This window comes from Streptomyces sp. NBC_00448 (assembly GCF_036014115.1).
GTDB lineage: Bacteria > Actinomycetota > Actinomycetes > Streptomycetales > Streptomycetaceae > Actinacidiphila.
The window spans coordinates 4996120-5013576 of record NZ_CP107913.1; the positions used below are offsets into that span (position 1 = coordinate 4996120).

Consider the following 17457-nt stretch of genomic DNA (forward strand, 5'->3'; position numbering starts at 1 on the left):
GTCCTTTCCTCGGATGTCCGCGCCTCGGTTCTCCAGGCGCTGGGAAGGCAGACGTACACCATCAGGGTTACAAGGTTCGGCCCCGTCTGCGAACAGACGGGGCCGACGGATCGGTCACGCGCAGGTGCGCGGGCGGGCCGGTCGCGGTGCTACGCGGGCAGAACGACCACGCGGCGCTGCGGCTCCTCGCCCTCGGACTCGCTGCGCAGACCGGCCGCGGCGACCGCGTCATGCACGACCTTGCGCTCGAACGGCGTCATCGGGTCCAGCTTCACCGGCTCACCGGTCTGCTTGACCTCCGCCGCCGCGCTCGCGCCGAGCTTCGCCAGCTCGGCCCGCTTGTGGGCGCGGAACCCGGCGATGTCCAGCATCAGCCGGCTGCGCTCGCCGGTCTCCCGGTGCACCGCGAGCCGGGTCAGCTCCTGCAGCGCCTCCAGGACCTCACCTTCCCGCCCGACCAGCTTGTTCAGATCACGGCTGCCACCGTCGCCGATGATCGACACCGACGCGCGCTCGCCCTCGACATCCATGTCGATGTCGCCGTCGAGGTCGGCGATATCGAGCAGACCCTCGAGGTAGTCCGCAGCGATCTCGCCCTCCTGCTCCAGCCGGGTCAGGCCGACGGACGAGCCGCTGTCGGGTGCCGTGGTCGTGTTGACGTCGCTCACGCCTGGACTCTCCTCTTACTTCTTCTTCGACAGGTTGCCGGGCTTGGGCTTCGCGCCGCCGGACTGCTTGCCCGAGGCACCGCCGCCCTGCTTGGAACCGCCCGCCCGCGGCGCACCGGCCCTGGGCGCGCCCGCGCGGGGCGCGCCGCCCTTCCCGCCGCCGGACTGCTTCCCCCCGGAAGACTTCGACGCACCGGACGACTTCGAGGCGCCAGAGGACTTGGAGGCACCGGAACCGCCGGACGACTTCGAGGCGCCGGACCCACCGGAAGCGCCGGACTCGTCGGACGCCTTCTCGGACGTCGCGGTCCCGGAATCGGAGCCACCGGCCGTACGCGTGCTGGTCGCGGTCCCGCCGGAGGTCCGCTGGGACTTGCTCTGCCGCTTCGGCTGGGTGCGGTTGGCGCGCGCCTGCTCGACCGCTTCCTTCGCCTTGACCTCCTCGGGCGGCTCCACCAGCTTGCCCTTGGCCCGCAGCCGCTCCTGCCGCTGCTTGAACGCGAGGCTGCCCGGGGTGGGGTTGCGCCGGATGACGATCAGCTGCTGGCACATCGTCCAGACGTTGGTGGTCAGCCAGTACAGCAGCACACCGACCGGGGCGATGATGCCGAAGCCCGCGAAGATCAGCGGGAACACGTACATCAGCATCTTCTGCTGCTGCATGAACGGCGTGTTCACCGACATGTCCACGTTCTTCGTCATCAGCTGGCGCTGCGTGTAGAACTGCGAGAACGACATCAGCACGATCATGATGATCGTGACGGTGCGCACCTCGGCGTGGCTGGTGTGCAGGTGCGCCAGGGTGGCGGTGGAGTCCAGGAACTTCGCCGGCAGCGGGGCGCCGAAGATGTGCGCCTTGCTCGCGCTCGTCACAAGGTTGCTGTGGATCACGCCGACCTCGTGGCCCTTCGCCACGTTGCTCAGCACGTGGTACAGGGCGAAGAAGAACGGCGACTGGACCAGAATCGGCAGGCACGAGGAGAGCGGGTTGGTACCCGTCTCCTTGTACAGCTTCATCATCTCCTCGGACTGCTTCTGCCGGTCGTTCTTGTAGCGCTCCTGGATCGCCTTCATCTTCGGCTGGAGCACCTGCATGTTCCGGGTGGACTTGATCTGCTTCACGAAGAGCGGGATCAGCGCCGTCCGGATCAGGACCACCAGGGAGACGATGGACAGACCCCACGCCCAACCGCTGTCCTTGTCGAAAACCAGGCTGTACAGCGAGTGGAACTGGACGATGATCCACGAAACGGCGTCATAGAGGGGGTTCAAGATCCCCACGGTCAGGCTCCTTGGGCGTGAGAGGGTCCGGTGGGCTCGGGCGTGACGGGCCCGTCGGAGCCGCCCCGCAGGTAGCGGCGCAGCAGTTCGTGCCATCGCGGCCGCTTACGCGGCGGGACGTGATCCACGCCACCTGGCGACCAGGGGTTGCACCGCAGGATGCGCCACGCGGTCAGCGCGGTTCCCTTGATGGCGCCGTGCCGGTCGATGGCCGTGTATCCGTAGTGCGAGCAGGAGGGGTAGTACCGGCACACCGGGCCGAGCAGGGGACTGATCGTCCACTGGTAGAGCTTGATCAGTGCCAGTAGTGGGTATTTCATCGAGCCACCCTCCCCTCGGCGTCGCCACGGGTGTCACGGCCCAGCAACCGCTGGAGCGCGGCGTCCAGGTCGAGGGCTAGCTGTGCATGGTCCGCGCTTCCCGCCTCGGGGAGCGCGCGTACTACCACAAGGCTACCGGGGGGCAGCAGCGGCAGACGTTCCCGGACCAGATGACGCAGTCGACGCCGGACCAGGTTGCGTTGCACGGCGTTGCCGACCGCTTTGCTTACGACGAAACCCGCACGCGCCGGGGGACTGCCTCCCCCTGGCGCATGCGGGTCCGTGGCGTCGCGGCGCAGATGGACGACCAGCAGCGGGCGACCCGCCCGGCGTCCACGGCGAACCGCTTCGCCGAAGTCCTGGCGCCGCCTCAGCCGATTCTCGGTGGGCAGCACGGCATGAGACCTGTGGCAATCAGGCGGACAGGCGGGCGCGGCCCTTGCCACGGCGGGTCGAGAGGATGGCACGGCCGGCGCGGGTCCGCATGCGCAGACGGAAGCCGTGGGTCTTCGCGCGGCGACGGTTGTTCGGCTGGAAGGTGCGCTTGCTCACTCTGGGGCTCCAGGGGGATCGGGATGGCAGCGGTGCGTCGCGTGGCTGTCACCGTGCGCCCACGAGGAAGCTCGCGGACTGATCGGGTGTACCGCTTTGACAACCACCCGGAGGCCGGAGGCACCCGGAAGATCTTCGCCCATCGGTAGGCAGGCGGCAGCAGCCATCGACAACTCGACCTCGATACGGTACGTGCGGCTAGGCCATCCGGTCAAACCCGGCCGCGACACCCCGAGGTTTGTACACACCCTGTGGACAACGACTTGAACCGCGCACACTGGCCTGACTACCGTGACTGGACTCCGGACTCATCCAGGTACCGAACTTCGTACACTCCCCGCCCCTCCGGAGGTTCACACTTTCGCGGGAGTTTTCCGCACCACCAAGCGACCCGAGAGAGCGTGCACTGTGGCCGACGTGACTGCCGATCTTGCCGCAGTGTGGCCACGGGTCCTGCAGAAGCTCCTGGTGGACAGTGAGCTGAAACCCAAGGACACGGAGTGGCTGCAGCGCACCCAGCCGCTGGCCCTGGTGGCCGGCACCGCGGTGCTCTCCGCTCCCAACGAGTTCGCCAAGAACGTGTTGGAGGGCCGGCTGCTGCCGCTGATCACCAAGGTGCTCAGCAGTGAGTTCGGTCACTCGGTCGGGATCGCGATCGCGGTCGCCTCGGGCGGCGAGCAGGATCACCCGCCCCGGCCTCCCGTGGAAACGGCCGACGACCACGACCAGCGCGACTTGCACGACTCCCGCGACCAGCACGACAGCCGGGACGCGCGCGATAGCCGGGACCCCCGCGACCAGCACGACGCCCGTGACCCTCTCGGAGCCCGCGACAACCGCGACAACCGCGATCCGCGCGACGCCCACGAGATGCGGATGCGCCCCGCCTACCCTGACGACCGCCAGGACTGGCAGCAGCCCAAGCTCGGCAGCTGGGGCGTGCCCGCACCGGTCGAGTTCCAGGAGCGCGAGCCGTACGAGGTGCGCCGCGACTCCTATGACGAGCGGCGCTCCCCCCGGGACTCCTACGACGGCGGCAGGTCCGAGTCGTACGACAGCCGCCCGGAGTCGTACGACGAGCGGCGCTACCGGCCGGAGCCGCGCGACAGCTACCCGAGCGTGCCGCACCAGGGGCACCAGCAGCAGGGCCGCTCCGGCCCGCACCAGGGCGGTCCGCAGTCGTACGTGCCGCCGGCCGGGTACCAGCAGTCGGGCGGGGTGCCGGCCGCGCGCAGCGAGCAGCACGGCAGCGGAAACGGTGGCGGCGCGGTCGAGCCGACCGCGCGGCTGAACCCCAAGTACCTCTTCGACACCTTCGTGATCGGCGCGTCCAACCGCTTCGCGCACGCGGCCGCGGTCGCCGTCGCCGAGGCACCCGCCAAGGCGTACAACCCGCTCTTCATCTACGGCGAGTCCGGCCTCGGCAAGACTCACCTGCTGCACGCCATCGGGCACTACGCGCGCAGCCTCTACCCGGGCACCCGGGTGCGGTACGTGAGCTCGGAGGAGTTCACCAACGAGTTCATCAACTCCATCCGGGACGGCAAGGCGGACGCCTTCCGCAAGCGGTACCGGGACATGGACATCCTGCTCGTCGACGACATCCAGTTCCTGGCCCAGAAGGAGTCGACGCAGGAGGAGTTCTTCCACACCTTCAACACCCTGCACAACGCGAACAAGCAGATCGTGCTCTCCTCCGACCGGCCGCCGAAGCAGCTGGTCACCCTGGAGGACCGGCTGCGCAACCGGTTCGAGTGGGGCCTGATCACCGACGTCCAGCCGCCCGAGTTGGAGACGCGGATCGCCATCCTGCGGAAGAAGGCGGTGCAGGAGCAGCTCAACGCGCCGCCGGAGGTACTGGAGTTCATCGCCTCGCGGATCTCGCGCAACATCCGCGAGTTGGAGGGCGCGCTGATCCGGGTCACCGCCTTCGCCAGCCTCAACCGGCAGCCGGTCGACCTCCAGCTCACCGAGATCGTGCTGAAGGACCTGATCCCGGGCGGCGACGACTCGGTACCGGAGATCAGCGGCACCGCCATCATGGCGGAGACGGCGGCGTACTTCGGGCTCGCGGTCGACGACCTGTCCGGGTCCTCCCGCAGCCGGGTGCTGGTCACCGCCCGGCAGATCGCGATGTACCTGTGTCGTGAGCTGACCGACCTGTCCCTGCCGAAGATCGGTGCGCTCTTCGGCGGCCGCGACCACACGACGGTCATGCACGCCGACCGGAAGATCCGCTCGCTGATGGCCGAGCGCCGCTCCATCTACAACCAGGTGACGGAGCTGACGAACCGCATCAAAAGCTGACGGCGGGGGCGTCCGACCGTCCTCGACTACGCCCACGAGTGCCCCGGGAGCCCCGCTCCCGGGGCACTCGCCGTTTCCGGCTGTTCGATTACCCCCACCGGAGATCCGTTTCTCCACAGAAACGTCGCCGGACCGTCGTCCACACCCTGGGGACACCGGAGTTGTCCAGATTCGTCTCCACAGGCCAGTCGGCTCAAGGGCCGTCTGCCCAGCTCAGCGGGGTGTGGAAATGTGGGTAACCCATATCCACAGACTGTGGATGAATCGGGCAACCCTGCACCAGGGATGAGAAGTTGTCCACCGCTCGCCCACAGGATGCCCTGGGTTGTGCACAGCTTCGGGCCGCTTCTCCACATGCTCGTCCACTGTTCGGCAACGAAACACGATCGACCCCACGAACGAGTGAAAGCCGTCACACCAAGGAGGTGGGTTGGGCTGGGGAGAACCCGGGTATTTCTGGGGATGGAGCTGGGGACAAGTCGGGTCGCCCTGTGTATCGGGTGTGCACAACTTTCCGCCGTCCACAGCAGCCCCTGGTTATCCACCGCCGTCACCCACAGGCGCGGTGGATAAAAAACCGGGCCTGACCTGCGAAGGAACCGGTTATCCACGGTATCCACAACCCCTACTACTACGACTACACATAGAGAGCTGCGAAGTCGTTTCGAAGCGGGGGGTGTGCACAACTCGGCCCGGCACCGCCCCGCGGCTCGGGTCACGGCTTGACGCCAACCCGCACCTACTGTCAGTCCTGTGCATCAGACTGGTCCCCGACAGCCAGCAACAAGCAGGAGGCGGTTCCGGTGAAGATCCGGGTGGAGCGCGACGTACTCGCCGAGGCAGTGGCTTGGGCAGCCCGTAGCCTCCCGGCCCGTCCCCCGGTGCCCGTACTCGCCGGACTGCTGCTCAAGGCCGAGGAGGGCAAGCTCAGCCTCTCCGGCTTCGACTACGAGGTCTCGGCGCGGGTTTCGGTCGAGGCCGAGGTCGACGAAGAGGGCACCGTGCTGGTCTCCGGCCGGCTGCTCGCCGACATCTCCAGGGCGCTGCCCAACCGCCCGGTGGAGATCTCCACCGACGGCGTGCGGGTCACCGTGGTCTGCGGCAGTTCCCGCTTCACCCTGCACACCCTCCCCGTCGAGGAGTACCCGGCGCTGCCCGCGATGCCCACCGCCTCGGGCACCGTCCCCGGTGAGGTCTTCGCCGCCGCCGCGGCCCAGGTGGCCATCGCCGCCGGGCGCGACGACACCCTGCCGGTGCTCACCGGTGTGCGGATCGAGATCGAGGGCGACACCGTCACACTGGCCGCCACCGACCGGTACCGCTTCGCGGTCCGCGAGTTCCTGTGGAAGCCCGAGCAGGCGGACATCTCCGCGGTCGCGCTGGTGCCCGCCAAGACCCTTCAGGACACCGCCAAGTCGCTCACCAGCGGTGACACCGTCTCCATCGCCCTGGCCGGCGCGGGCGACGGTGAGGGGCTGATCGGCTTCGAGGGCGCCGGCCGCCGCACCACCACCCGGCTGCTCGAAGGCGACCTGCCGAAGTACCGCACGCTCTTCCCCACCGAGTTCGCCTCGGTCGCGGTGATCGAGACCGCGCCCCTGGTCGAGGCGGTGAAGCGCGTCGCGCTGGTCGCCGAGCGCAACACCCCGGTGCGGCTGAGCTTCGAGCAGGGCGTGCTCACCCTCGAGGCCGGCTCCAGCGACGACGCACAGGCTGTGGAAAGGGTCGACGCCAAGCTCGACGGCGACGACATCTCGATCGCCTTCAACCCGACGTTCCTGCTCGACGGCCTGAGCGCGATCGACTCCCCGGCCGCCCAGCTGTCCTTCACGACCTCCACCAAGCCCGCTCTGCTCAGCGGGCGGCCGGCGGTCGACGCCGAGGCCGACGACGCGTACAAGTACCTGATCATGCCGGTGCGCCTGTCCGGCTGAGGCCGGGGACGCGGGCCGACGTAGGCTCGTGGTCGGATCAGGTCAGGCAAGGCGGTCCAGCCAGGTGCCGCGGTCACGCGTCAGGCGTGACGCGTCGAATGCTTCGAACGAAGGGTCAGTGATGGAGCTCGGTCTCATCGGTCTCGGCAAGATGGGCGGCAACATGCGCGAGCGCATCCGCCGCGCCGGCCACACCGTCATCGGGTACGACCGGAACCCGGACCTCGCCGATGTCCACAGCCTCAAGGAACTTGTGGACGCGCTCCCTGGACCGCGCGTGGTGTGGGTCATGGTCCCGGCCGGCCCGGCCACCCAGGCCACCATCGACGAACTCGGCGAGCTGCTCTCCCCCGGCGACCTCGTGGTCGACGGCGGCAACTCCCGCTGGACCGACGACGAGAAGCACGCCGACGAGCTGGCCGCCAAGGGCATCGGCTTCGTCGACTGCGGCGTCTCCGGCGGCGTGTGGGGCCTCGCCAACGGCTACGCGCTGATGTACGGCGGCAAGGACGAGGACGTCGCCAAGGCCCAGCCGATCTTCGACGCCCTCAAGCCCGAGGGCGACTCGGGCGCGGTGCACGCCGGCAAGGTCGGCGCCGGCCACTTCGCCAAGATGGTCCACAACGGCATCGAGTACGCCATGATGCAGGCGTACGCCGAGGGCTGGGAGCTGCTGGAGGCGGTCGACTCGGTCACCGACGTCCGCGAGGTCTTCCGCTCCTGGAAGTCGGGTACGGTGATCCGCTCCTGGCTGCTCGACCTGGCCGTGGACGCGCTCGACAAGAGCGAGCACCTGGAGAAGCTGCGCGGTTACGCGGACGACTCCGGTGAGGGCCGCTGGACCGTGGAGGCCGCGATCGACAACGCGGTGCCGATGCCCGCGATCACCGCGTCCCTCTTCGCCCGCTTCTCGTCCCGCCAGGAGGACTCGCCGCAGATGAAGATGATCGCCGCGCTGCGCAACGAGTTCGGCGGTCACGCGGTCACCGCGGCCGAATAGGCCGAGCGGTACCGCACCGCACGTCACAGCAGGGAGGTCGGCGCGCCCAGCGCCACAGCACGCGATGCACGTAGCGCACCTTTCGCTCGCCGACTTCCGCTCCTACGCCCGGGCCGAGGTCCCCCTCGACCCGGGCGTCACGGTTTTCGTCGGGCCCAACGGGCACGGCAAGACCAACCTGGTCGAGGCGGTCGGCTATCTGGCCACCCTCGGCAGCCACCGGGTCGCCTCGGACGCCCCGCTGGTGCGGCTCGGCGCGGAGCGGTCGGTGGTACGCGCCCAGGTGGTGCAGGGCGACCGGCAGCAGTTGGTCGAGCTGGAGATCAACCCGGGCAAGGCCAACCGGGCCCGGATCAACCGCTCTTCGCAGGTCCGGCCGCGGGACGTGCTCGGCATCCTGCGCAGCGTGCTGTTCGCGCCGGAGGACCTGGCGCTGGTCAAGGGCGACCCCGGCGAGCGCCGCCGCTTCCTCGACGAGCTGGTCACCGCCCGCGCGCCCCGCCTCGCCGGCGTGCGCGCCGACTACGAACGGGTGCTCAAGCAGCGCAACACCCTGCTGAAGTCCGCCGCGTTGGCCCGCCGGCACGGCAGCCGGGCGGCCGCTGGCCCCGGTGGCAGGACGGGCGGCGCCGACCTGTCCACGCTCGACGTGTGGGACCAGCACCTGGCCCGCGCCGGCGCCGAAGTGCTCGCCCAGCGGCTCGACCTGGTCGCCGCGCTCCAGCCGCTGGCCGACAAGGCGTACGAGCAACTCGCGCCTGGCGGCGGCCCGGTCGGCCTGGAGTACCGCGGCTCGATCGGCGACGAGCAGATGGCGGGCGCGACCGGCCGCGAGGACCTGTACGGGCGGCTGCTGGAGGCACTGGGCGAGGCCCGCAAGCAGGAGATCGAGCGCGGTGTCACGCTCGTCGGCCCGCACCGCGACGACCTGGTGCTGAAGCTCGGCCCGCTGCCGGCGAAGGGCTATGCCAGCCACGGAGAGTCGTGGTCGTACGCCCTCGCGTTGCGGCTGGCGTCGTACGAACTGCTCTGCTCCGACGGCCGGGAGCCGGTGCTGGTGCTGGACGACGTGTTCGCCGAGCTGGACACCCGGCGCCGGGAGCGGCTGGCCGAACTCGTCGCGCCCGGCGAGCAGGTGCTGGTCACGGCCGCGGTCGACGACGACGTGCCGGGAGTACTGGTGGGCACGCGGTTCGCGGTGCAGAACGGGACGGTGCAGCGGGCATGAGCGAAGGCGAGCGGGCGAAGGCGCGGCGCGAGGACCGCGGGGGTGGGGCCGTACCGCGGCAGGACGGCGCGGCGGCGGGCACCACGTCCACCGCCGGGTCCGGCGCGGCATCGGGCGCGGCATCCGGCGGGCCGGACCCGTCGGCCGCAGCCGGCACATCGGGCGTGGACCTCGCCCGCGTGGCGCTGCGGGCAGCGAAGGAGCAGGCGCGCGCCCGGGGCGCGGCCGCGGTGCAGAAGAAGCAGGCCCGCCGGGGCGGCCTGCGCAGCGGCGCCCGGGCGGACGGCCGTGACCCGCTGCCGCTGGGCGCGGCGATCAACCGGCTGATCACCGAGCGCGGCTGGGAGGCGCCGGCCGCCGTCGGCGGGGTGATGGGCCGCTGGCCCCAGCTCGTCGGACCCGAGGTGGCGCTGCACTGCGCGCCGGACCGGTACGACGAGGACGAGCGGGTGCTGACCGTCCAGTGCGACTCCACCGCGTGGGCAACGCAGTTGAGGCTGCTCGCGCCCACCCTGGTGGCCCGGCTCAACGCCGACCTCGGGCACGGCACGGTGCGGGTGATCAAGGTGCTGGCGCCGGCCGGACCGAGCCGGTCGTACGGCCGGTTGCGGGCGCCCGGCAGCCGCGGTCCCGGTGACACATATGGGTGAGCGAGTGGCGCACGGATGCCCCTGCTGAGCGTAGCGAGGGGTTGACAGCCGGAAGCCCTGGACGCCCGCGTGAGCGGTTTCGGCACCGGGTCCGCGTGTAGGGAGTCGGGCGCGGCAGGGTTTGGGCGGCACATGGGAACTCAGGTACCGGCAAAGCCCCACTCATGTCGGCGCTACCGGTAGACTGATACGAGACCGCCCTCCCCTGGCAGTCCGGCGAGTCCGGCAGGGGTACCCCAGCGGAACCGTCGAACCACAGTCAGAACATCGCAGCCGGTCCCACCGCGGTGGGACCAGGCTCGTGCTGTGCCAGAAAGGGCGCTTCGTGGCCGATTCCGGCAACCCCAACGAGAACTCCAACAAGTCCTACGACGCCAGTGCGATCACGGTGCTGGAAGGGCTCGAGGCGGTGCGCAAGCGCCCCGGTATGTACATCGGCTCGACCGGTGAGCGGGGCCTGCACCACCTCGTGCAAGAGGTCGTCGACAACTCGGTCGACGAGGCGATGGCCGGCTACGCCGACACCATCGACGTCACGATCCTCGCCGACGGTGGCGTGCGTGTGGTGGACAACGGGCGCGGCATCCCGGTCGGCATCATCCCCTCGGAGGGCAAGCCGGCCGTCGAGGTCGTGCTGACCGTGCTGCACGCGGGCGGCAAGTTCGGCGGCGGCGGCTACGCGGTCTCCGGCGGTCTGCACGGCGTCGGCGTCTCCGTGGTCAACGCGCTGTCGACGCGCGTCGCTGTCGAGATCCGCACCGAGGGCCGCCGCTGGACGCAGGAGTACAAGCTGGGCGTGCCGACCGCGCCGCTGGCCGAGCACGAAGCCACCGAGGAGACCGGCACCTCGGTCACCTTCTGGGCCGACCCCGACATCTTCGAGACCACCGACTACTCCTTCGAGACGCTCTCCCGGCGCCTGCAGGAGATGGCGTTCCTCAACAAGGGCCTGCGGATCGCGCTGACCGACGAGCGCCCCGACCACGTCGACGAGGAGGGCAAGCCGCTCTCCGCGTCGTACTACTACGAGGGCGGCATCGTCGACTACGTGCGGTACCTCAACTCGCGCAAGGGCGAGATGGTCCACCCCACGGTGATCGACATCGAGGCGGAGGACAAGGAGCGGCTGCTGTCGGTCGAGGTCGCGATGCAGTGGAACACCCAGTACAGCGAGGGTGTCTACAGCTTCGCGAACACGATCCACACCCACGAGGGCGGCACCCACGAGGAGGGCTTCCGCGCGGCGCTGACCGGCCTGGTCAACCGCTACGCGCGGGAGAAGAAGCTGCTGCGGGAGAAGGACGACAACCTCACCGGCGAGGACATCCGCGAGGGCCTGACCGCGATCATCTCGGTGAAGCTCGGCGAGCCGCAGTTCGAGGGCCAGACGAAGACGAAGCTCGGCAACACCGAGGCGAAGACGTACGTCCAGAAGGTCGTGCACGAGCACCTCACCGACTGGCTGGACCGCAATCCCAACGAGGCCACGGACATCATCCGCAAGTCGATCCAGGCGGCCACCGCCAGGGTCGCGGCCCGGAAGGCGCGGGACCTCACCCGCCGCAAGGGCCTGCTGGAGTCCGCGTCGCTGCCCGGGAAGCTGAGCGACTGCCAGTCGAACGACCCGACGAAGTGCGAGATCTTCATCGTCGAGGGTGACTCCGCCGGCGGCTCGGCGAAGTCCGGCCGCAACCCGCAGTACCAGGCGATCCTCCCGATCCGCGGCAAGATCCTCAACGTGGAGAAGGCCAGGATCGACAAGATCCTGCAGAACCAGGAGATCCAGGCGCTGATCTCGGCCTTCGGCACGGGTGTGCACGAGGACTTCGACATCGACAAGCTCCGCTATCACAAGATCATCCTGATGGCGGACGCCGACGTCGACGGCCAGCACATCAACACGCTGCTGCTGACCTTCCTCTTCCGCTTCATGCGCCCGCTGGTGGAGGCCGGGCACGTGTACCTCTCCCGCCCGCCGCTGTTCAAGGTGAAGTGGGGCCGCGACGACTGGGAGTACGCCTACTCCGACCGCGAGCGCGACGCGCTGGTCGCGCTGGGCAAGCAGAGCGGCAAGCGCATCCGCGAGGACTCGATCCAGCGCTTCAAGGGCCTCGGCGAGATGAACGCCGAAGAGCTGCGGGTCACCACCATGGACATCGATCACCGCGTGCTCGGCAAGGTCACCCTGGACGACGCGGCGCAGGCCGACGACCTGTTCTCGGTCCTGATGGGCGAGGACGTGGAGGCGCGTCGCACCTTCATCCAGCGCAACGCCAAGGACGTCCGGTTCCTGGACATCTGAGTCGGCCCCGACTTCCGGCCGTGTGAAAGGACTATCAGACAGCGATGGCCGACGAGACCCCCAACACCCCTCCCGTGCCCGATCTCCCCGCGTCCGAGATGGACGAGCGCAACGAGTCCGGCGGACTGCGCATCGAGCCCGTCGGGCTCGAGACGGAGATGCAGCGCAGCTACCTCGACTACGCGATGTCCGTCATCGTCTCGCGCGCCCTGCCGGACGTGCGCGACGGCCTCAAGCCGGTGCACCGCCGGGTGCTGTACGCGATGTACGACGGCGGCTACCGGCCGGAGAAGGGCTTCTACAAGTGCGCCCGCGTCGTCGGTGACGTGATGGGCACGTACCACCCGCACGGCGACTCCTCGATCTACGACGCGCTGGTCCGCCTCGCGCAGCCGTGGTCGATGCGGATGCCGCTGGTGGACTCCAACGGCAACTTCGGCTCGCCGGGCAACGACCCGGCCGCCGCCATGCGGTACACCGAGTGCAAGATGGCGCCGCTGGCCATGGAGATGGTCCGGGACATCGACGAGGAGACCGTCGACTTCACGGACAACTACGACGGCCGCAACCAGGAGCCGACGGTCCTGCCGTCCCGCTTCCCGAACCTGCTGATCAACGGTTCGGCCGGGATCGCGGTCGGCATGGCCACCAACATCCCGCCGCACAACCTGCGGGAGGTCGCCGACGGCGCCCAGTGGTTCCTGGCCAACCCGGAGGCCGGCTCCGAGGAACTCCTCGAGGCCCTGATCGAGCGGATCAAGGGCCCGGACTTCCCGACCGGCGCCCTGGTGGTCGGCCGCCGCGGCATCGAGGACGCGTACCGCACCGGCCGCGGCTCGATCACCATGCGCGCGGTCGTCGAGGTCGAGGAGATCCAGAACCGGCAGTGCCTGGTCGTCACCGAGCTGCCGTACCAGACCAACCCGGACAACCTCGCGCAGAAGATCGCCGACCTGGTGAAGGACGGCCGGATCGGCGGCATCGCGGACGTCCGCGACGAGACCTCCTCGCGCACCGGCCAGCGGCTGGTGATCGTGCTCAAGCGCGACGCCGTCGCCAAGGTCGTGCTGAACAACCTCTACAAGCACACCGACCTCCAGTCGAACTTCGGCGCCAACATGCTGGCGCTGGTCGACGGGGTGCCGCGCACGCTGTCGCTGGACGCGTTCATCCGGAACTGGGTGAACCACCAGGTCGAGGTCATCGTCCGGCGCACCCGCTTCCGGCTGCGCAAGGCCGAGGAGCGCGCCCACATCCTGCGCGGCCTGCTCAAGGCGCTCGACGCGATCGACGAGGTCATCGCGCTGATCCGGCGCAGCGACACCGTCGAGACCGCGCGCGAGGGCCTGATGGGCCTGCTGACGATCGACGAGATCCAGGCGAACGCGATCCTGGAGATGCAGCTGCGCCGGCTGGCCGCCCTGGAGCGGCAGAAGATCATCGCCGAGCACGACGAGCTCCAGGCGAAGATCAACGAGTACAACGCGATCCTGGCCTCCCCCGAGCGCCAGCGGCAGATCATCAGCGAGGAACTGCAGGCCATCGTCGACAAGTTCGGCGACGACCGGCGCAGCAAGCTGGTGCCCTTCGACGGCGACATGTCCATCGAGGACCTGATCGCCGAGGAGGACATCGTCGTCACGATCACCCGTGGCGGCTACGTCAAGCGCACCAAGACCGAGGACTACCGCTCGCAGAAGCGCGGCGGCAAGGGCGTGCGCGGCACCAAGCTGAAGCAGGACGACATCGTCGACCACTTCTTTGTCACAACCACGCACCAATGGCTGCTGTTCTTCACGAACAAGGGACGCGTCTACCGCGCCAAGGCGTACGAGCTCCCGGACGCCGGACGCGACGCCCGCGGCCAGCATGTCGCCAACCTGCTGGCCTTCCAGCCGGACGAGCGGATCGCCCAGATCCTGGCCATCAAGGACTACGAAGCGGCGCCGTATCTGGTGCTCGCCACGAAGTCCGGCTTGGTGAAGAAGACCGCGCTGAAGGACTACGACTCCCCGCGTTCCGGCGGCGTCATCGCGATCAATCTGCGCGACGCGGGAGCGGCCGAGGAGGGCGGCGCGGCCGAGTCCGACGAGCTGATCGGTGCCGAGCTGGTCTCCGCCGAGGACGACTTGTTGCTGGTCAGCCGCAAGGCGCAGTGCATCCGCTTCACCGCGACGGACGACGCGCTGCGGCCGATGGGGCGGGCCACCTCCGGGGTCAAGGGCATGAGTTTCCGCGAGGGTGACGAACTTCTCTCCATGAACGTCGTCCGGCCCGGTACGTTCGTCTTCACCGCCACCGACGGCGGGTACGCCAAGCGGACGCGGGTCGACGAGTACCGCGTGCAGGGGCGCGGCGGGCTCGGCATCAAGGCGGCGAAGATCGTGGAGGACCGGGGCTCTCTGGTCGGGGCGCTGGTGGTCGAGGAGACCGATGAGATCCTCGCCATCACGCTCAGCGGCGGCGTGATCCGCACGCGGGTCAACGAGGTCAGGGAGACCGGTCGTGACACCATGGGCGTTCAGCTCATCAATCTCGGCAAGCGGGACGCGGTGGTAGGTATCGCGCGGAACGCCGAAGCGGAGGATGATCCGGACGGCGTGGAGCCGGACGGCGCGGAGCCGGATGAGCAGGACGGCGCGGCGGCGCAGGCAGCGGCGCAGGACGACACGAGCACGACAGGGCATGACGCTGCGGTCCCGGGCACCGAGCCCGCGGCCGGTGAACCAGAGGAGTAAGCCGTGAGTGGAGCCATGGGCGCCGCGGGCGGGTCCGGCAGGACGGGCGGTGCGCACGGTGCCGGCCGGACAGGCGGTGCCCATGGCTCGGCCGGGGGAGCCGGGCCTAGCGGCTCCGCGGACCGCAAAGGTCCGCAGGAGGGGGGACACACCGTGACGGACACCCGTCAGTCGCCGCATCAGCCGCCGGCCGCCTATGCGCCGCCTCGCCCGCCGGGCGCTCCTGCCGGAGCCCCGGCCGGGGCTCCCGGCGGGACCTCGGGCTCGCCGGCGGCGGCCGGGGTGCGCAGACCGCGGCCCGCGGCCCGGACGGCGCCGCGCACCCGCAAGGCGCGGTTGCGGGTGGCCAAGGCCGACCCGTGGTCGGTGATGAAAGTCAGCTTCCTGCTCTCCATCGCGCTGGGCATCTGCACGATCATCGCGGTCGCCGTGCTGTGGATGGTGCTCGACACCATCGGCGTGTTCAGCGCCGTGGGCTCCACGATCAGCGACGCGACCTCCTCCGAGGGCGGCAAGGGCGGCTTCGACCTCGTCGGCTTCCTGTCGCTGTCCCGGGTGATGCTCTTCACCACGGTGATCGCGGTCATCGACGTGGTGCTCGCCACCGCGCTGGCGACGCTCGGTGCCTTCATCTACAACCTCTCCTCGGGTTTCGTGGGCGGCATCGAGCTGACTCTCGCCGAGGACGAGTAACCGATTTTGGGACACGGCCCCTGGTGCGCTAATCTTTCGGTGCAGCGCGGGGCTATAGCTCAGACGGTTAGAGCGCTTCCCTGATAAGGAAGAGGCCCCAGGTTCAAGTCCTGGTAGCCCCACCAGCGCAAACAGCCCCTCACGGTGACCGTGAGGGGCTGTTGACATCTATGGCTGACATCAGTCGTCCCGAACCGGGCCCTTCAGCAGGTCCGCGAGCAGGGCGGCGGCGGCCCGCTGGTCCTCATCGACCACGTGCGTGTAGATGTCCATGGTCATGCTGATCTGGCTGTGCCGGAGGATGGCCTGAGCGACCTTGGGGTGCACCTTTAGGAACGCCAGCAGCGTGCCACAGGTGTGCCGGGCCAGGCGCACCGTGATCCGCCTCACTCCGGAGCGCTTCACCAGCCGCTCGAACGTGAGCGAGAAACCGCGCGGCTCGATCAGTCCGCCGTTCCGCTCGGAGAAGATGAGATCGGCGTCGTCATCCTGATGCCACTGTCCGCCCGCAAGGCGCTGCTCGATCTCTTGCAGATAGCGACGCTCGGCGAGCGCGTCTAGGCAGAACGCCGGCAGGGGCAGAGCGGCCTGAGACGACTCGGTCTTGAGCTTCTTGAGAACCAGCCGGCTCGGCTGCCCCCTCTCGCCCCTGACGCGCTGTACCTGCATGGTCGGGGTGAACTGGCCGTGTTCCAGGTCCACGTCCTGCCAGCGCAGCCCGAGCACCTCGCTGCGACGCAGACCGAGCACCAGCACGAGCACGAACGCGGCGTACAGGCGGTGCGGGCGGGCCGCACGGAGGAACTGAATCGCCTCCGCTGCCGTCCACGGCTTCTTCTTCACCGGGGGCGCTTTCGGCATGTCCACCAGCCGGGCGACGTTCCGCCCGACCAGTTCCTCTTGCATGGCCCGGGTGAGCGCGTTGCGGAGGGTCCGCAGCACCTCGGCATGGGTCGACTTCTGATCGGGCTTGTCCTCCCGCAGTTCCGCCAGCATCCGGCGGACCATGGGAGGCGTGAGCTTGGTGAGCGGCTTTTTCCCCAGCCTGGGGACAAGGTAGAGCCGAGACATCGACTCGTACTTGTTGTAGGTGGTCGGCTCCCGGTTCGGCTTCACCAGGTGCTCAAGCCAGTACGTCAGCCACTCCTCAAGCTTCCAGGTCCGATCCGGTGCCGGAACTCCCCCGCGCTCGTTCTCCAGCAGCTTGGAGACCTTCTCGGCCACCTCGTCGTACGTCTTGCCGTAGGCGAACACGCGCTTCCGCGCTCCGCTCACGGTGGTCACGTACACGGCCCCCTGATATCGGCCGTCCGCGCGCTTGGTGATGGTGCCGGCCCCGTTGGGGCGTCGCTTGGCCATGCTCAGAACTCCTGATCTTCGGTGCGGGTGCGGATGTACGCGGCGAGCGCTTCCGTGGGGATGCGGCGGGCGCGGCCGATGGTGAAGCTCACGAGCGCGCGTGAGCGGATGAGGTCGTAGACCTTCGGACGGCTAATGCGAAGAGCTGCCATGACTTCGGGGACGGTCAGGGCTTGCGGCGGGGCGGTGGTCACCGTGTCCTCCTGGTCCGGACATGGGCCGTGCCCCGCAGCGGCGGGGCTGCGGGGCACGGCGAGGAAGCGACGGCAGGGGGAGGGGTACCCCCCTCCCCCTGGAAGTCCGCTACATCCGCTACATCCGCTACATCGCAGGTCAGGGCGGTGATCGATGTAGCGGTTTTCGGGGGTGTAGCGGATACATCCGCTACACGGGGCGAGGCGTGTAGCGGATTGGTGGTCCGTGTA

At 69.2% G+C, this 17457-nt stretch carries 15 protein-coding genes and 1 tRNA gene; 9 read left to right on the plus strand and 7 right to left on the minus strand.

All coding sequences use genetic code 11. The features are described from left to right. Nucleotides 1-149 precede the first annotated feature (149 nt). From OG370_RS21265 to rpmH, 5 genes are read right to left on the minus strand one after another with little or no spacing between them, the layout of a single operon-like run. Nucleotides 150-668: a Jag family protein gene (locus OG370_RS21265; RefSeq protein ID WP_328466612.1), complete on the minus strand. Its 519-nt coding sequence runs from the start codon at nucleotides 666-668 to the stop codon at nucleotides 150-152. Nucleotides 669-683: 15 nt separating this feature from the next. Further along, nucleotides 684-1949, minus strand: coding sequence for a membrane protein insertase YidC (gene yidC, locus OG370_RS21270; protein WP_328466614.1), 1266 nt, complete (start codon nucleotides 1947-1949; stop codon nucleotides 684-686). A gap of 2 nt (nucleotides 1950-1951) precedes the next feature. Beyond that, nucleotides 1952-2269 carry a membrane protein insertion efficiency factor YidD gene (gene yidD, locus OG370_RS21275; protein ID WP_202234819.1) on the minus strand — a complete coding sequence of 106 codons (318 nt, stop codon included), beginning with the start codon at nucleotides 2267-2269 and terminating at the stop codon, nucleotides 1952-1954. Next, on the minus strand, nucleotides 2266-2664 hold the full coding sequence (gene rnpA, locus OG370_RS21280; protein ID WP_328466619.1) for a ribonuclease P protein component: 399 nt from the start codon (nucleotides 2662-2664) through the stop codon (nucleotides 2266-2268). Before rnpA ends, yidD begins: the two co-directional genes overlap by 4 nt. Nucleotides 2665-2683: 19 nt before the next feature. Next, nucleotides 2684-2821: a 50S ribosomal protein L34 gene (rpmH, locus tag OG370_RS21285; RefSeq protein WP_103886005.1), complete on the minus strand. Its 138-nt coding sequence runs from the start codon at nucleotides 2819-2821 to the stop codon at nucleotides 2684-2686. Between the two features lie 408 nt (nucleotides 2822-3229). Between rpmH and dnaA the strand changes: the two genes are divergently transcribed. The 9 genes from dnaA (at nucleotide 3230) to OG370_RS21330 (ending at nucleotide 15798) form a co-directional block, all read left to right on the plus strand. Continuing rightward, a complete protein-coding gene (gene dnaA, locus OG370_RS21290) occupies nucleotides 3230-5128 on the plus strand; it encodes a chromosomal replication initiator protein DnaA (RefSeq protein WP_328466623.1) in 1899 nt (632 codons plus the stop codon). A gap of 803 nt (nucleotides 5129-5931) precedes the next feature. Then, nucleotides 5932-7062, plus strand: coding sequence for a DNA polymerase III subunit beta (gene dnaN / locus OG370_RS21295; protein ID WP_328466625.1), 1131 nt, complete (start codon nucleotides 5932-5934; stop codon nucleotides 7060-7062). A 64-nt stretch (nucleotides 7063-7126) separates the two neighbouring features. Beyond that, a complete protein-coding gene (gene gnd, locus OG370_RS21300; protein WP_328466627.1) occupies nucleotides 7127-8062 on the plus strand; it encodes a phosphogluconate dehydrogenase (NAD(+)-dependent, decarboxylating) in 936 nt (311 codons plus the stop codon). Nucleotides 8063-8126: 64 nt separating this feature from the next. After that, on the plus strand, nucleotides 8127-9290 hold the full coding sequence (gene recF, locus OG370_RS21305) for a DNA replication/repair protein RecF (RefSeq protein ID WP_328466629.1): 1164 nt from the start codon (nucleotides 8127-8129) through the stop codon (nucleotides 9288-9290). Then, nucleotides 9287-9940, plus strand: coding sequence for a DUF721 domain-containing protein (locus OG370_RS21310; RefSeq protein ID WP_328466631.1), 654 nt, complete (start codon nucleotides 9287-9289; stop codon nucleotides 9938-9940). The genes recF and OG370_RS21310 overlap by 4 nt, the downstream gene beginning before the upstream one ends. A 301-nt stretch (nucleotides 9941-10241) precedes the next feature. After that, the gene (gyrB, locus tag OG370_RS21315) at nucleotides 10242-12242 is read left to right on the plus strand and encodes a DNA topoisomerase (ATP-hydrolyzing) subunit B (protein ID WP_328466633.1); all 2001 of its coding nucleotides are present in this window, start codon (nucleotides 10242-10244) and stop codon (nucleotides 12240-12242) included. Nucleotides 12243-12286: 44 nt separating this feature from the next. Further along, nucleotides 12287-14980 (plus strand): DNA gyrase subunit A, encoded by a 2694-nt coding sequence (gyrA, locus tag OG370_RS21320; RefSeq protein WP_328466635.1) that lies wholly within the window; start codon nucleotides 12287-12289, stop codon nucleotides 14978-14980. 15 nt (nucleotides 14981-14995) lie between these two features. Beyond that, nucleotides 14996-15673 (plus strand): DUF3566 domain-containing protein, encoded by a 678-nt coding sequence (locus OG370_RS21325; RefSeq protein ID WP_443060878.1) that lies wholly within the window; start codon nucleotides 14996-14998, stop codon nucleotides 15671-15673. 48 nt (nucleotides 15674-15721) lie between these two features. Then, a tRNA-Ile gene (locus tag OG370_RS21330) sits at nucleotides 15722-15798 on the plus strand. A 55-nt stretch (nucleotides 15799-15853) separates the two neighbouring features. Here OG370_RS21330 and OG370_RS21335 read toward each other — a convergent pair. Together OG370_RS21335 and OG370_RS21340 are read right to left on the minus strand one after the other, a co-directional pair. Further along, nucleotides 15854-17032 (minus strand): tyrosine-type recombinase/integrase, encoded by a 1179-nt coding sequence (locus OG370_RS21335; protein ID WP_328466639.1) that lies wholly within the window; start codon nucleotides 17030-17032, stop codon nucleotides 15854-15856. A gap of 2 nt (nucleotides 17033-17034) precedes the next feature. Beyond that, nucleotides 17035-17226, minus strand: a complete 192-nt coding sequence (locus OG370_RS21340; protein ID WP_328466641.1) for a helix-turn-helix domain-containing protein — start codon at nucleotides 17224-17226, stop codon at nucleotides 17035-17037. Nucleotides 17227-17457 lie beyond the last annotated feature (231 nt).

What these genes read in the sequence shown, in the direction of transcription:
- yidD (WP_202234819.1), bottom strand. Translation starts at nt 2,269, where the DNA reads ATGAAATACCCACTACTGGCACTGATCAAGCTCTACCAGTGGACGATC.
- recF (WP_328466629.1), top strand. Translation starts at nt 8,127, where the DNA reads ATGCACGTAGCGCACCTTTCGCTCGCCGACTTCCGCTCCTACGCCCGG.
- OG370_RS21310 (WP_328466631.1), top strand. Translation starts at nt 9,287, where the DNA reads ATGAGCGAAGGCGAGCGGGCGAAGGCGCGGCGCGAGGACCGCGGGGGT.
- gyrA (WP_328466635.1), top strand. Translation starts at nt 12,287, where the DNA reads ATGGCCGACGAGACCCCCAACACCCCTCCCGTGCCCGATCTCCCCGCG.
- OG370_RS21325 (WP_443060878.1), top strand. Translation starts at nt 14,996, where the DNA reads ATGGGCGCCGCGGGCGGGTCCGGCAGGACGGGCGGTGCGCACGGTGCC.
- OG370_RS21335 (WP_328466639.1), bottom strand. Translation starts at nt 17,032, where the DNA reads ATGGCCAAGCGACGCCCCAACGGGGCCGGCACCATCACCAAGCGCGCG.